The organism is Kribbella qitaiheensis (assembly GCF_042657745.1).
Classification (GTDB): domain Bacteria; phylum Actinomycetota; class Actinomycetes; order Propionibacteriales; family Kribbellaceae; genus Kribbella; species Kribbella qitaiheensis.
Genome location: NZ_JBHSKE010000070.1, coordinates 19,126 through 32,845 on the forward strand (window position 1 = coordinate 19,126; position 13,720 = coordinate 32,845).

Annotated in this window: 10 protein-coding genes; 4 read left to right on the forward strand and 6 right to left on the reverse strand. The window is 69.1% G+C overall.

What is annotated here, in order from left to right:
• Positions 1-134 precede the first annotated feature (134 nt).
• Positions 135-947: a GNAT family N-acetyltransferase gene (locus ACFPJ1_RS38015; protein WP_380111167.1), complete on the forward strand. Its 813-nt coding sequence runs from the start codon at positions 135-137 to the stop codon at positions 945-947.
• Between the two features lie 69 nt (positions 948-1,016).
• Positions 1,017-1,832, forward strand: a complete 816-nt coding sequence (locus ACFPJ1_RS38020; RefSeq protein ID WP_380111169.1) for a GNAT family N-acetyltransferase — start codon at positions 1,017-1,019, stop codon at positions 1,830-1,832.
• A 7-nt stretch (positions 1,833-1,839) separates the two neighbouring features.
• Here the strand turns inward: ACFPJ1_RS38020 and glpK are convergent, their stop codons facing one another.
• The 6 genes from glpK to ACFPJ1_RS38050 all read right to left on the reverse strand — a co-directional run bounded on the left by glpK (position 1,840) and on the right by ACFPJ1_RS38050 (position 11,216).
• Positions 1,840-3,363, reverse strand: a complete 1,524-nt coding sequence (gene glpK, locus ACFPJ1_RS38025; RefSeq protein ID WP_380111170.1) for a glycerol kinase GlpK — start codon at positions 3,361-3,363, stop codon at positions 1,840-1,842.
• Positions 3,364-3,465: 102 nt separating this feature from the next.
• Positions 3,466-4,224, reverse strand: coding sequence for an IclR family transcriptional regulator (locus tag ACFPJ1_RS38030; RefSeq protein WP_380111172.1), 759 nt, complete (start codon positions 4,222-4,224; stop codon positions 3,466-3,468).
• Between the two features lie 39 nt (positions 4,225-4,263).
• A complete protein-coding gene (locus ACFPJ1_RS38035; RefSeq protein WP_380111173.1) occupies positions 4,264-6,795 on the reverse strand; it encodes an ABC transporter permease in 2,532 nt (843 codons plus the stop codon).
• Positions 6,795-7,553 (reverse strand): ABC transporter ATP-binding protein, encoded by a 759-nt coding sequence (locus tag ACFPJ1_RS38040; RefSeq protein WP_380111174.1) that lies wholly within the window; start codon positions 7,551-7,553, stop codon positions 6,795-6,797. Before ACFPJ1_RS38040 ends, ACFPJ1_RS38035 begins: the two co-directional genes overlap by 1 nt.
• Before the next feature lie 983 nt (positions 7,554-8,536).
• Positions 8,537-10,222 carry a ribonuclease J gene (locus tag ACFPJ1_RS38045; protein WP_380111176.1) on the reverse strand — a complete coding sequence of 562 codons (1,686 nt, stop codon included), beginning with the start codon at positions 10,220-10,222 and terminating at the stop codon, positions 8,537-8,539.
• 106 nt (positions 10,223-10,328) lie between these two features.
• The gene (locus ACFPJ1_RS38050; RefSeq protein ID WP_380111177.1) at positions 10,329-11,216 is read right to left on the reverse strand and encodes a RecB family exonuclease; all 888 of its coding nucleotides are present in this window, start codon (positions 11,214-11,216) and stop codon (positions 10,329-10,331) included.
• A 194-nt stretch (positions 11,217-11,410) separates the two neighbouring features.
• On the opposite strand from ACFPJ1_RS38050, the gene ACFPJ1_RS38055 reads away from it, so the two are divergent.
• Together ACFPJ1_RS38055 and ACFPJ1_RS38060 are read left to right on the forward strand one after the other, a co-directional pair.
• Positions 11,411-12,259: an intradiol ring-cleavage dioxygenase gene (locus tag ACFPJ1_RS38055; RefSeq protein WP_380111179.1), complete on the forward strand. Its 849-nt coding sequence runs from the start codon at positions 11,411-11,413 to the stop codon at positions 12,257-12,259.
• Positions 12,260-12,294: 35 nt separating this feature from the next.
• A complete protein-coding gene (locus ACFPJ1_RS38060; protein ID WP_380111180.1) occupies positions 12,295-13,446 on the forward strand; it encodes a M50 family metallopeptidase in 1,152 nt (383 codons plus the stop codon).
• The last annotated feature ends 274 nt before the right edge of the window (positions 13,447-13,720 follow it).

Here is a 13,720-nt window from a genome sequence, read left to right on the forward strand (position 1 = left end):
TGGGGCCCTCGGACACCTTCTCGGGGGTGACAGCCGGTGGTGTCCGAGGCCTCACCTTGTGCACCAGATGAGCGGTCTTCGAGCGGGGGCGCCGCCAGGCTGTTGTAGTTTCAACCACTAGTACTGTGGCAAGTATGACGATGGTTGAGCGGGTGGAGCGTCTCGAGGCTGAGCTGATCTTCCGGTTGTCGTTGCTGAACGAGCGGGTCCGGGACCGGATGGGGATCACCGCTGAGCGGATCGGTGGCGGCATCGCGGTGTCGATGGTGAACGATCCGTCCGGATTCTGGTCGAAGGCGCAGGGGTTCGGGTTCACCGAGCCGGTGACCAAGGACCTGATCGGCGAGGTGCTGGACTTCTATCGAGCGGCGGGCGGGCCGGTGGCGAACTTCCATCTTGCGCCTGAGGTGCTGCCGGCGAACTGGGCTGAGATCTGCGAGGTGCTGGGCCTGGTCGAGGGACAGCCGACGCTGCACAAACTGGTGCGCGACGCGCGGCCGGTGCAGCAGGTCGAGACCTCCTTTCGGATCGGCCCGATCGGGCCGGAGGACGGGGAAGCCTGGGCCGCGGTCCAGGTCGAGGCCTTCCGGATGCCGGATCCGGACGGCCGGATGGTCGAGATGCTTGCCTCGGTCAACGACCTCCCGGGCGTCACCTGCTACGCCGCGTGGGACGGCGACAAACTCGTCGCCACCGGCGCTCTGTACGTCGACGGTGAGCTGGGGGAGTTCGTCAGCGCCGCGACCCTGCCGGAGTACCGCGGGCGCGGCGCGCAGTCGGCCCTGCTGGCCCGGCGCGTGCAGGACGCTCTCGCCGCCGGCTGCACGACCCTCGCAGTCGAGGTCGTGAAACCCGCACGCGGCGAGGACAACCCTTCTCTGAACAACGTCCGCCGCGCCGGCTTCGAGATCGCCTACGACCGCCCGGTCTGGACCTGGAAGGCCTGACCTCGGTCCACCGGAAGTCGCAGCCTAAAGTCGAAGATGTAGTTCACCGCTGTTGCTGGAGGATGCTTGATGTCGCTGGACCGGATCGCTGAGCTGCTCGAGTTCTCGGAGGCCGAGGCGCTTTGGGGTTACGAGAACTCGGCGCCGCCGCCGGCGGTGGAGTTGCTAGGGCTTGCGTCGAAGCGGCTCGGCGGCGGGGTGGTGTTGTCGGCGCGGCACGACGTGACGAACTACTGGAGCAAGGCGCTCGGCTTCGGCTTCGAGAGCCCGGTCACGGCTGACCTCGTCGCGGAGATCACCAGCTTCTACCGCGAGCAGGGGACTCCTTCCGCAACTCTGCAGTTCGCGCCTTCGGTGCTGCCACCAGACTGGGACGCTATTCGCGAGAAGGAAGGCATCACCGAGGGTGGCACTTGGGTGAAGGTCGCCCGGCTGGCAGGTCTGGTGCAGTCGCGCGAGACCGAGCTGCGGATCGCCGAGGTCGGTGCCGCCGATGCCGAGAAGTGGGCGTCGGTGCTGGTGCGCGGCTTCGGGATGCCTGAGGAAGGGATCGCCGAGATGGCGGCCGGAGTGGTCGGGCGGCCCGACTGGACGGCGTACGGGGCCTGGGACGGCGACGAACTGGTCGCCGCCGCATCCCTGCTGATCACCGGTCAGATCGCGGAGTTCTCGGGTGCCTCGACGTTGCCGGGTCACCGGGGCAGAGGCGCGCAGTCGGCGCTGCTCGCGGTCCGCGCTCGGCAGGCCGCCGCGCTCGGCGTGAAGTGGCTGAGCGCCGAGACCGGCAAGCCGGAGGTGGAGGGCGTCAACTCCTCCCTGAACAACATGCTCCGGACCGGCTTCGAGATCCGCTACGAACGCCAGAACTGGACCTGGCGCCCTTGACCCACGGTTATTGATCCGAGCTTGCCTGGTCGGGCCGGATCCAGCCGAAGGTGCGCTGGACGGCGGCCTGCCAGTTCGCGTACTCCGTCGCCCGGCGATCCGGATCCATGTGGGGATGCCACTGGCCCGCGCGGTGCCAGTTGCTCCGGAGTCCCTCGAGATCGGGCCAGTAGCCGACCGCCAGCCCCGCGGCGTACGCGGCGCCGAGTGAGACCGTCTCCGTCACCATCGGCCGGACCACCGGTACGTCGAGCAGGTCGGCCAGGAACTGCATCAGCAGGTTGTTCGCCGTCATCCCGCCGTCGACCTTCAACGCGGTCAGCGCGATCCCGGAGTCGGCGTTCATCGCGTTGACCACTTCGAGGGTCTGGAAGCCGGTCGCCTCGAGCACCGCCCGGGCCAGGTGTCCCTTGGTGATGTAGCCGGTCAGCCCCGCGATCACGCCGCGCGCCTCGCTGCGCCAGTGCGGCGCGAACAGCCCGGAGAACGCGGGCACGATGTAGGCGCCGCCGTTGTCCTCGACGGTCAGCGCGAGCGTCTCGATCTCCGCCGCCGTGTGGATCAGCCCGAGCCCGTCGCGGAACCACTGCACCAGCGAGCCGGTGACCGCCATCGACCCTTCCAGGGCGTACGCCGCCGGCTCCGAGCCGACCTGGTACGCCACGGTGGTGAGCATCCCGTGGGTCGATCGGACGATCTCCTTGCCGGTGTGCAGCAGCAGGAACGACCCGGTGCCATACGTGCACTTGGCCTCGCCAGGGCTGAAGCACGTCTGCCCGAACAGCGCGGCCTGCTGATCCCCGAGCGCCGCACCGATCCGTACTCCGGGCAGCACCTCCGTGGCCGTCGCGAACACCCCGGACGACGGGCGGATCTCCGGCAGCACCGAGCGCGGTACGTCGAAGGCGGCGAGCAGGCGGTCGTCCCACTCCAGCGTCTCGATGTTCATCAGCATCGTCCGGCTGGCGTTCGTCACGTCCGTCACGTGCAGGCCGCCCCGCGGACCACCGGTGAAGTTCCAGATCAGCCAGCTCTCCATCGTGCCGAACAGCACCTCGCCCCGCTCCGCGCGAGCGCGCAAGCCGGGGGTGTGGTCGAGCATCCAGCGCAGCCGGGGCGCGGAGAAGTACGTCGTCAGCGGCAGCCCGCACAGATCCGCGAACCGGTCCGGGCCCTCGTCGCCGGCCAGTTCGGTGATCAGCCGATCGGTCCGGGTGTCCTGCCAGACGACGGCGTGGCCGACCGGCTGACCGGTCCGGCGGTCCCAGAGCAGGCTGGTCTCCCGCTGGTTGGTGATGCCGATGGCAACGATCTGGGACGGCTCGGCGGCGATCTGGCGGATCGCGGCCGGTACCACCCGGGTGACGTTGCGCCAGATCTCGGCGGCGTCGTGCTCGACCCAGCCGGGCCGCGGGAAGAGTTGCCGGTGCTCGCGCTGGGCGACCGATACCAGCCGCCCGCGCCGGTCGAACAGGATGCACCGGGTCGAGTTCGTGCCCTGGTCCACCGCCGCCACGTACTGCTCAGCCATCCGAACCCCCCTTGCCCGACAGCACCCGTGGTACCGGCAGTACTTCGCACCGTAGGCCCCAAACGGCCGTCCGCGCACCAACCGGGGCACGGACGCGCCGCATCAGCGCTCTTCCCGCAGGTCGCGGCCGATGGCCTCGGCGGTGGCGCGGACCATGGTGATCAGGTCGGTGCGGTGCCGCAGCCGGCTATCGCAGATGCGCTCGATCCGGCCGGTCAGCCCGACCGCGCCGACCACCAGGCCGCCGAGCCCACGGATCGGGGCGGCGATGCCGGCCAGCTCCACGGTGTGCTCCTCGAACTCGCCGGCCCAGCCCTTCGCCCGGACCGCCATCAGCTCCTCGGCCAGCCGGGCCGGGTCGACGATCGTCCGGGTCGTGTACGAGTCGAGCCTGCCGGGCCGCGTGGCTCCGCTCGCGTCGAAGGCGAGCACGGCCTTGCCGAGTGCGCACGCGTGCGGCGGCAGCGTCGTACCGACGTCGAGGTCCTGGTCGCTGTCGTCGGGCCGGAACACGTGGTGCACCACCACGACCTTGCCCTCGACCAGCCGGCCGACCCGGACCACTTCGCCGCTGCGGGAGGCGAGGGAGTCGGCCCAGTTGATGGCGCGGCTGCGGAGCTCGTTCGGGTCGAGGTAGGTCTCCCCGAGGCGGCCGAAGGCGTCACTGAGCCGGTAGTGCGCGCCGCTGTGGTCCTGCTCGACGAACCCGACCTGGTGCAGGGTCTTGAGGATGCCGTGCACAGTCGGCTTGGCCAGGCCGAGCGCGTTGCCGAGATCGGCCACCCCCAGCCCGTTCGGCGCCGCCGCGAGCAGTCGCAGCACAGCGGCCGCCCGCTCGATGGACTGCACGCTGCCCGGCACACCGGCAGGCTACCCGCGAATTCCTGTCCTGGCTGCGGTTCACTCGGTGGCGATGGCCCGCAGTACGTCGAGCTTTGCTGCACGGCGTGACGGCCACACTGCAGCCAGTACGCCGACCGCGGCCGCGACCAGTACGGCGATCACCAGTTGCAGCACCGGGATGTCCAGCACGGCGAGTCCGTCCTCCGCCATCACCTGCTGGATGGAGGCGCCGAAGAGCACGCCGATCACCAGGCCCAGCAGCGCGCCGAGGAGCGCGATCGCGATCGACTCGACCTGGAGCATCCGCCGCAACTGCGGCCGATCCATCCCGATCGCGCGGAGCAGGCCGATCTCCCGGGTCCGCTCGACCACGCCGAGTGCGAGGGTGTTCACGATCCCGAGCACGGCGATCAGGATCGCCAGCGCCAGCAGCATGCCGACCACGCCGAGGATCGCGTTGATCGGTCCGCGCTCACCTTTGGCGTACGCCTCCTGGTCGCGGACCTGGACGGCCGGGTAGTCCTGGAGCTTGGCAACCACCGCCGGCAGCACGGTGGCAAGACTGGTGCCGTCGGCAACTTCGGCGTACAGGGTCGAGTCGGTCGCCGCGCCGCCGATCGCGGTGTAGCCGGGCAGAGAGACCGCGATCGCGTTCAGCTGCCGGTTCGGTGCGATCACGCCGGCCACGGTCAGCCGGTGGGTCCCGGTCGTGGTGATCAGCTGGAAGGCTTTGCCGACAGAGAGGTCGAGCGTCCTCGCCAGGTTGCGCGGGACGATCGCCTGGCCGGGTTGCAGGCCGCTGACGGTGCCCGCCTCGATCTGCGCGGTGATCGGCCCGTCGAGCGTGCCTTCGTCGACTCCGGACACCCGCACCGACGTGTCGCCGACCTTGCCGGCCATCTGGCGGACCCGGTGCACCGACGTGATACCGGGCACCTCGGCGATCCGGTCGCGGACCTGCCCGCTGAACGGGTTGCCGCCGTCGCTGGTGACCACCAGGTCCGAAGTACCGATGGCGTCGGTGATGCCCTTGTCGACGGACGCCTTCGCGGACGACGCGATCACCACCAGGCCGCTGACCAGGGCGAGCGAGATCATCAGCGCGGAGGCGGTGGCCGACGTACGCCGCGGGTTGCGCTCGGCGTTTCGCCGGCCGAGCGTCACCGGCGCCTTGCGCCCGAACGGCGACATCAGCCCGCGTACGGCGTACCGACTGATCAGGGGGTTCGTCATCACGACGCCGAGCAGGGTGATCGCGGCACCGAGGCCGAGCAGTACTGCGGCGGGCAGGCCTTTGAGGTTGACCGCGATCGCGTAGACGGTGGCTGCCATCAGGAGCATGAACAGGCCGATGATGACGCGGACCAGGATCGAGCGCTCGGGCAGCATCGCGTCGTCGCGCATGGCGGCGACGGGTGGGAGCTTGCCGGCGCGCCGGGCGGCCGGGTACGCGGCGGCCAGCGTGATGCCGATCCCGAGGAGATAGCAGGCGATGATCGTGGCCGGGCTGATCTGCAGCACCGCGGTGGGGATATCCAGGTCGAGCCGCTGGTAGAAGAACTGGAGACCCGCAGCGACGCCTCCGCCGAGCAGCAGGCCGAGAGTGGAACCGATGGCGCCGATCACGAGGCCCTCGGCGAGGACGGTCCCCGTCACCTGACCGCGCGAGGCGCCGATCGCGCGCAACATCGCGAGCTCGCGGGAGCGCTGGGCGACCAGCATCGCGAACGTGTTGACGATCAGGAACGTGCCGACGAAAAGCGCGAGGCCGGCGAACATCAGCAGCACCGTGCTGAAGCCGCCGAAGGTGTCGTCCAGCGCGTTCTTGCCGTCGGCCGAGACCTGCGCGGCGGTACGAACGGTCGCGTTCTTGCCCGCGACGGCCTCGATCGCCTTGGTGACGACGGCCGAGTCCTGCCCGGGCTGAACTGCGACGCCGATCGAGGTCCAGCCTGGTTCGCCGAGCAGGAGTCGTTGGGCGGTGGCCGGGTCGAAGGTGACGAGCGGTGCGCCTGCCGCGGCGCCCGCGAGTACTGGGGTGGTGATCGCGGCGAGGGTGCCGGTCACGGCCCGGGCGGGGGTGACCACCTTGACCTTGTCGCCCAGCTCGTAGCCCTCGCGCTGCGCGGTGGACTGGTCGAGGCCGAGTTGGCCCTCGCCCCACGGCGCCTTGCCGTCGATCAGCTTGAACGGGGAGGTGCGCGGGTCGTGCGGCCAGCCGGCGCCGTACGTCGGGAGGCCGTACGTGTCGGTGGGCTTGCCGTTGGAGCCGAGGATCTGCGGGCCGGTGGTGAGGAGCTGCGGGTCGGTTCCGGCGACGCCCGGGATCGCGGCGATCTGGTTCGCGAGGTCCGACGTGAGGGTCGCCGGGCGGGCGCTCGAAGTACCGGTGTCGTCCGAGAGCGCCGTGACCGGGGTGACGGTGATATCGGCGGTGCTGCCGGCGAAGTTCTTCTTCAGCGCGGTCGAGAGGGTGTCGGTGAAGATCATCGCGCCGGAGACGAACCCGATGCCCAGCATCACGGCCACCGTGCACAGGACGAAGCGGAGCCTGTGCGCGAGCACCGACCGCAGACCGAGCTTCAGCATCAGCCCGCCTCGTGCGCGTCGAGCAGCTTCATCATGTCGAGGACCGACTCCGCGGTCGGGTCGAGCAGCTCGGACTCCAGGCGGCCGTCGGCGAGGAACAGCACCCGGTCCGCGTACGCCGCGGCGGTGGGATCGTGGGTCACCATCACCACGGTCTGGCCGAATTCGCGCACCGAGCGGTGGAGGAAGCCGAGCACATCCGCCGACGAACGCGAGTCGAGGTTGCCGGTCGGCTCGTCCGCGAACACCACATCGGGCCGGGATACGAGCGCCCGAGCACAAGCAACCCGCTGCTGCTGACCGCCGGAAAGCTCGGACGGTTTGTGGTTGAGCCGATCCCCGAGGCCGATCGTGGTGATCACCTTGTCGAGCCACTCCCGGTCGGGCTTCCGGTTGGCGAGGTCGAGCGGGAGGGTGATGTTCTCCAGCGCGGTGAGCGTCGGCACCAGGTTGAACGCCTGGAACACGAACCCGATCCGATCCCGGCGCAGATGCGTCAACGCCTTCTCGTTCAGCCGGGTCAGCTCGACATCCCCCAACCAGACCTGCCCCGCCGTCGGCCGATCAAGCCCCGCCAGACAATGCAACAAGGTCGACTTCCCAGACCCCGAAGGCCCCATGATCGCGGTGAACCGCCCGCGCCCGAAGTCCACACTCACATCATCCAGCGCATCAATCCGGGTCTCCCCGCCCCCGTACCGCTTCCCCACCCCCACTGTCCGAACCGCCACCACCCTCTCAACAACCTCCACACTCATACCCCGAACGCTAACCGCCCCGAGGCCCACCCAGCCCCCCAACCCACCCGCGGCCACCCGCACGCTGCACACCCACCCCGCCATCCTCGTGTCCCGCCCAGCTAAACCCTGCTGCGAGCTCGCTCGTGCGCCGAGCGGGGCAATCCGGGGGAGCTTGTATGGCGTGCTGTGTGCGGGCGAGTTCTGCTGGTGCGGGTTCGGGTGGATCCCGCCGGCAAGGTTCGGGTGGTCCCGCCGGGAAGGTCGGGAGGTTCCCGCCGGGAAGGTCGGGAGGTTCCCGCCGGGAAGGTCGGGTGGTTCCGCCTGCAATGACGCGGGTGGTTGCGTCCCCGGGCTGCGTGATGGTGCTAGTCGGGCCGGTGTGCGTCAAGAGCGCCTTCGGCGTCCCTTCGGGATCGGAACAAGTTCCGACTCTTGACCCAAACCACCCCGACCAGGGAAGGAACGCAGCTATCCCGGAGCCGCTCAGAGGTGTGGCGACAAGGACCGGGGAGCTCCTCCGCCCAGGCGCTCGGCGATTTGCCCTGCCCGGACGCTCGGCGAGTTCCTTGCCCGGAACTTCGGGGTGTTCCTTTGCCCGGAGGGTCCGCGGGACTCCCGAAACCGGCACTTTGTGCACCACTCGAGCAAATCTTGGCGATCCGGGCACTCAACTGGTGCACAAGGTGCGGGCCCGGACACCAAGCCGGGACCTCGGACACGAAATGACCTGTCCGCGGTTCCCACGAGGTGTCCGAGGTCCCGACAACTGCACCGGCCATCGGCTGTCCGACCCCCGGCGAGGTGTCCCCGGTCCCCACAACCCGCCGCCACCGGCTCCACGGCAGCCAGCGGCCTCCCGATGGCGGGTTGCTCGGCCGTTGGCGCCTTGCAAGCCGCCAGTGGTCGAACGATCTGCCAGCCGGGGCGCTGGATCGACGAAACCGCCTGCCGAGCGCGCTCGCAGCAGTTGTTGAGGTTGTTGTTCCAGCGGGTGTGGTGGGTCAGGCGTCGATGACGACCGGGATGACTACCGGGCGGCGGCGCCAGTGGCGGTAGGTCCAGTTGCCTACGGAGCGGCCTACGAGTTCTTCCAGGGCGTTGGCCTCGCCGATGCCTTCGGAGGCGGCCTTCGCGAGGGTTTCCTCGATGACGGGGATGACCTCTTTGAAGGTGGTGTCGTCGTGGACGAAGCCGCGGGCCAGGAAGTCCGGCGGCTCGGCCAGGCGGCCGGTGTTGGCGTCGACGAGCAGGACGACAGTCACGACGCCCTCTTCAGCGAGCGCGCGGCGGTCCTTGAGGGACGCCTCGGTGACCCCGCCGACGGTCATCGCGTCGACGTACACGTAGCCCGCCTCGACCTTGCCGACGATCCTCGCGCGGCCGCGGTCCAGGTCGACCACCACGCCGTCCTCGGCGATGATCACCCGGTCGACCGGTACGCCGGTGCTGGTGGCGAGCTCGGCGTTCGCCTTCAGGTGCCGGAACTCGCCGTGGATCGGCATCACGTTGCGCGGCTTGACCAGGTTGTAACAGTAGACCAGCTCGCCCGCGCTGGCGTGCCCGGAGACGTGCACCTTCGCGTTGCCCTTGTGGATGACGTTCGCGCCCCAGCGGATCAGGCCGTTGATCACCGCGTAGATCGCGTTCTCGTTGCCGGGGATCAGCGAGCTGGCCATCAGCACGGTGTCGCCCTCGCCGATCCGGATCATGTGGTCGCGGTTCGCCATCCGGGACAGCGCGGCCATCGGCTCACCCTGGGAGCCGGTGCAGATCAGCGTGACCTTGCGGTCCGGCAGCTTCTCCAGCTCCTTCAGGTCGACGATCAGCCCCTTCGGGATCTTCAGATATCCGAGATCGCCGGCGATGCCCATGTTGCGGACCATCGAGCGCCCCACGAACGCGACCTTGCGGCCACCCGCCTTCGCGGCGTCCAGAACCTGCTGGATCCGGTGCACGTGGCTGGCGAAGCTGGACACGATGATCCGGCCGGGCGCCGTCCGGAAAACGGTGTCGATCGCCGGACCGAGGTCCTTCTCGGCGGTGGTGAAGCCCGGTACGTCGGCGTTCGTGGAGTCCGTCATGAACAGATCCACGCCCTCCTCGCCGAGCTTGGCGAAGCCGCGCAGGTCGGTGAGCCGGCGGTCGAGCGGGAACTGGTCCATCTTGAAGTCGCCGGTGTGCAGTACTACGCCGGCCTTCGTCCGGATCGCGACGGCGAGGCCGTCCGGGATGGAGTGGTTGACGGCCAGGAAGTCGCACTCGAACGGGCCGAGCTTGCGCCGGTCGCCCTCCTTGACCTCGACGGTCACGGGCTTGATCCGGTGCTCCTTGAGCTTCGCGGTCAGGAACGCCAGCGTGAGCCTGGAGCCGACCACGGGGATGTCGGCGCGCTCCTTCAGCAGGTACGGCACGCCGCCGATGTGGTCCTCGTGGCCGTGCGTGAGGACGATCGCGTCGATCTTGTCCAGCCGGTCCCGGATCCAGCCGAAGTCGGGCAGGATCACGTCGACGCCGGGCTGGTGCTCCTCGGGGAACAGCACGCCGCAGTCCACCACGAGCAACCGGCCGCGATGTTCGAACACGGTCATGTTGCGGCCGATCTCGCCGAGGCCGCCGAGAGCGACCACGCGGAGCGCGTTGTCGGGGAGTCTGGGCGGTTGACCGAGATCGGGATGCGGATGGCTCATAGTGGGGACGGTATCCGAGTCCGGTGACACACCCGGCCATCGACCGGGTGTGACCAGCACCTCAGCCAACTGCTAACGCCACTCATAACGCCCCTCATATCGCTCCTCAGCCGTCGACTCCGACGAGGTCTACGCCGGCGGATTCCTGGGCGACCTCCTCGACCGAACGCACCGGCAGCGGCGGGGGAGTGCCACCCCAGGCCGGGCAGATCGCCTTGTGGTCGCACCAGTCGCACAGCGGCCCCGGGCTCGGCCGCCAGTCGCCCGACTCCAACGCCCGGGTGATCGCGTTCCACAATGCGCCGACCTTGCGCTCGCAGGCAAGCAGGTCGGCCTCGTCCGGGATATAGCGGACGATCTCGCCATTGCCCAGGTAGACCAGCTGGAGCATTGCCGGGACCACCCCACGCAGCCGCCACAGGACGAGTGCGTAGAACTTCATCTGGAACAGGGCCTTCGCCTCGAAGAACTCCGACGGCGACCGGCCGGTCTTGTAGTCGACCACCCGGATCTCGCCCGTCGGAGCCACGTCCAGACGATCGACGTACCCCCGGAGCGTGAGACCCGATTCCAGCTCGGTCTCGACGTACAGCTCGCGCTCGGCGGGCTCCAGCGCGTTCGGGTCCTCCAGAGTGAAGTACTTGCCAAGCAGCTGATGGGCCTCGGCCAGCCACTTGGCCAGCTCGGCGCCGTCCGCGTCCTCGGCGAACAACTCGGCGACCTCAGGCTCGGCAGCGAGAACCTCCTGCCACTGCGGCTCGAGCATCTCGGCTGCGTGCTCGAGGGTGCGCTGGCCGGCCGGCAGGTCGAAGAGGCGCTCGAGAACGCCGTGCACCACAGTGCCGCGCACGGCGGCGGAAGACGGTTTCTCCGGCAGCCGGTCGATCACCCGGAACCGGTACTTGAGCGGGCAGGACATGAAATCCGCCGCCCGGGACGGGGACAAGGCTCCGCGCGGGTGGCCGTGCACATCGACTGCTGCTGCAACGCTCATGCCCGAAAGGCTAGGCGAGACCACCGACACTCCGCGCGCACGCCGCACCGCCCTGTGGACAACCACCCCACAACCGCCCGACCAGCGGACGCAGTACCGGCGGAATCGGCTCACAGGGAACTCCCAGCGGACTTTCGGCAAACCATCGGCCGCGATCGGCACTCTGGAGTCACAGCCGACCAAGGAGACCGACCATGACACCCCCGCACGAACACGACCTCGGCCTCGTACACGACCTGGGCACGCTCCGCCGGCGGAACGTGCTGCGCCTGCTGGCAGGCGTCGGCTTCGCGGCGATGGCCGGCTGCGCGACGGACGATTCCACCTCCGGCGGCTCCACGAGCCCCTCCAGCAGCAGCCCGTCCAGCAGCGGTACGACGTCGGCCGGTACGCCGAGCGCCACGACCTCGACGACAGACGTCGACGAGATCCCGTCCGAGACCGCCGGCCCGTTCCCGGGAGACGGGTCGAACGGCCCGAATGTGCTGACCGAGTCCGGCATCGTCCGCAGCGACATCACCAAGGGCTTCGGATCCTCCTCCGGGGTTGCCGAAGGTGTCCCGCTCACGGTTGAGCTCGTAGTACTGGATGCGGACAAGGACACCGCCCTGGCGGGTGCTGCCGTCTATCTGTGGCACTGCGACGCCCAGGGCCGGTACTCGCTCTACGACACGGAGATCACCGACGAGAACTACCTGCGCGGCGTCCAGGCGGCCGATGCCAACGGCAAGGTCACTTTCACCACGATCTTCCCCGCGGCGTACTCCGGCAGGTGGCCCCACATCCACTTCGAGGTCTACGCCTCGCTGTCGGAGGCCACGGCCGCAGGGAAGATCAGTGCAACCTCCCAGCTGGCTCTGCCCGAGGAGGCTTGCAAGGCGGTCTACGCGACTTCTGGGTACGACGGGAGCACGCAGAACCTGTCCAGGACGTCCCTGCAGAGTGACAACGTCTTCGGCGACGACGGCGGCGTACACCAGCTGGCGAGCATGAGCGGAAGCGTGCAGGAGGGCTACGCGGCTCGCCTGACCGTGGGTGTGTAGCACGGCGTTACCAAGGGACCAGTAGCGTTACCTCGATGTCCGAGCCGCGTGATCCCCAGAGTCCCGCCCAGCCTGCCGGCGCACCACCCGGCACCTGGGTGCTCGGCCGTGTCAAGGGGATCCGGCTCACCATGCGGTACACCTGGCTTCCGGTCGCAGTACTGCTGGCTCTGGGCTTCTCCAGCATCATCGGGCAGCAGTTCCCCGATCTGGGCAACTGGCGCTACGTAGCGTCGTTCGCCTTCGTGGTCGCGTTCACCGTCTCGATCCTGCTGCACGAGCTCGCGCACGCGCTGGCGGCGCTGAAGTTCAACATCCAGGTGTCGGAGATCAACCTCGGCTTCTTCGCGGCCGGCACGCACATCGAGGGGGAGCGCAAGAGCCCCTTCGAGGAGTTCGTCGTCTCGGTGGTCGGCCCGCTGGCCTCCCTGCTCGTCGGCGGCCTCGCGTACCTCGGTGCGCGCGCGGCCGACGAGGGCGTGGCGTACGTCGCGCTGTTCGAACTCGCGGTGGCCAACCTGATCGTTGGCGTCACCAACCTGCTCCCGGGGCTTCCGCTGGACGGCGGCTGGGTGCTGCGGGCGTTCGTGTGGAAGTTGACCGGCAACATGCACACCGGGACGATCGCGGCCGCATGGGCGGGCCGCCTGATCGCCATCGCCGTACTGGCGGCCCCGGTGATCCTGCAAGAACTCTTCAACCGGCCGCCGACCATCATCGACTTCGTGATCGCCCTGGCGGTCGGCTTCTTCCTCTGGATGGGCTCCACAGCCTCACTCATGCAGGCACGCCTCCGGCGCAAACTGCCCGCCCTCCAGGTCCGCACCCTCGCCCGCCGAGCGATCGCCGTACACGCCACGACTCCGGTGTCGGAAGCGGTCCGCCTGGCAGCCGGGGCACAAGCGGGCGCCGTGGTGGTCATCGACGGCGACGACAAGCCCCACGCCCTCGTCTCGGAGTCCGCAGTCAACGCGATCGCCCCGAATCAGCGCCCCTGGACCACGGTCGGCGAGGTAGCCACCCGCATCGGCGCCGGCCACATCATCGGCGTCAACGACACCGGCGAAGAAATCCTCGCCATCCTCCGCAAGAACCCAGCCTCCGAATACCTCGTCCTCGACGCGAACGGCGCTGTCTACGGCGTCCTAGCCACCGCAGACGTAGAAGAAGCCTTCCGCGCCCGCTAACCCGTACGCCGATATGCCGCGCGGGCTAGTCCGGCGAACACCACGTGCAGGTAGTCCGTCCAGCACGCGTGCGGGTGGTGCGTCCAGCACGGGTGCGGATGGTGTCCGGCATACGTGCGGGTGGTGTGTCGGGCACGGGTGTGGATGGTTCGCCGGGCGTGAGTGCGGGTGGTTGCCCCTGGCATAGGCGGGGGTGGTTCCGCGGGCTCCGCTGCGTGATGGTGCTAGTCGGGATGGGGTGCGTCAAGAGGAGCCCTGTGTCAAGCCGCCTGTT

Excerpts from the sequence above, each read along its gene's own strand:
- ACFPJ1_RS38055 (WP_380111179.1), top strand. The coding sequence starts at position 11,411 with ATGACACCCCCGCACGAACACGACCTCGGCCTCGTACACGACCTGGGC.
- ACFPJ1_RS38045 (WP_380111176.1), bottom strand. The coding sequence starts at position 10,222 with ATGAGCCATCCGCATCCCGATCTCGGTCAACCGCCCAGACTCCCCGAC.
- ACFPJ1_RS38015 (WP_380111167.1), top strand. The coding sequence starts at position 135 with ATGACGATGGTTGAGCGGGTGGAGCGTCTCGAGGCTGAGCTGATCTTC.
- glpK (WP_380111170.1), bottom strand. The coding sequence starts at position 3,363 with ATGGCTGAGCAGTACGTGGCGGCGGTGGACCAGGGCACGAACTCGACC.
- ACFPJ1_RS38035 (WP_380111173.1), bottom strand. The coding sequence starts at position 6,795 with ATGCTGAAGCTCGGTCTGCGGTCGGTGCTCGCGCACAGGCTCCGCTTC.
- ACFPJ1_RS38060 (WP_380111180.1), top strand. The coding sequence starts at position 12,295 with ATGTCCGAGCCGCGTGATCCCCAGAGTCCCGCCCAGCCTGCCGGCGCA.
- ACFPJ1_RS38020 (WP_380111169.1), top strand. The coding sequence starts at position 1,017 with ATGTCGCTGGACCGGATCGCTGAGCTGCTCGAGTTCTCGGAGGCCGAG.
- ACFPJ1_RS38050 (WP_380111177.1), bottom strand. The coding sequence starts at position 11,216 with ATGAGCGTTGCAGCAGCAGTCGATGTGCACGGCCACCCGCGCGGAGCC.
- ACFPJ1_RS38040 (WP_380111174.1), bottom strand. The coding sequence starts at position 7,553 with ATGAGTGTGGAGGTTGTTGAGAGGGTGGTGGCGGTTCGGACAGTGGGG.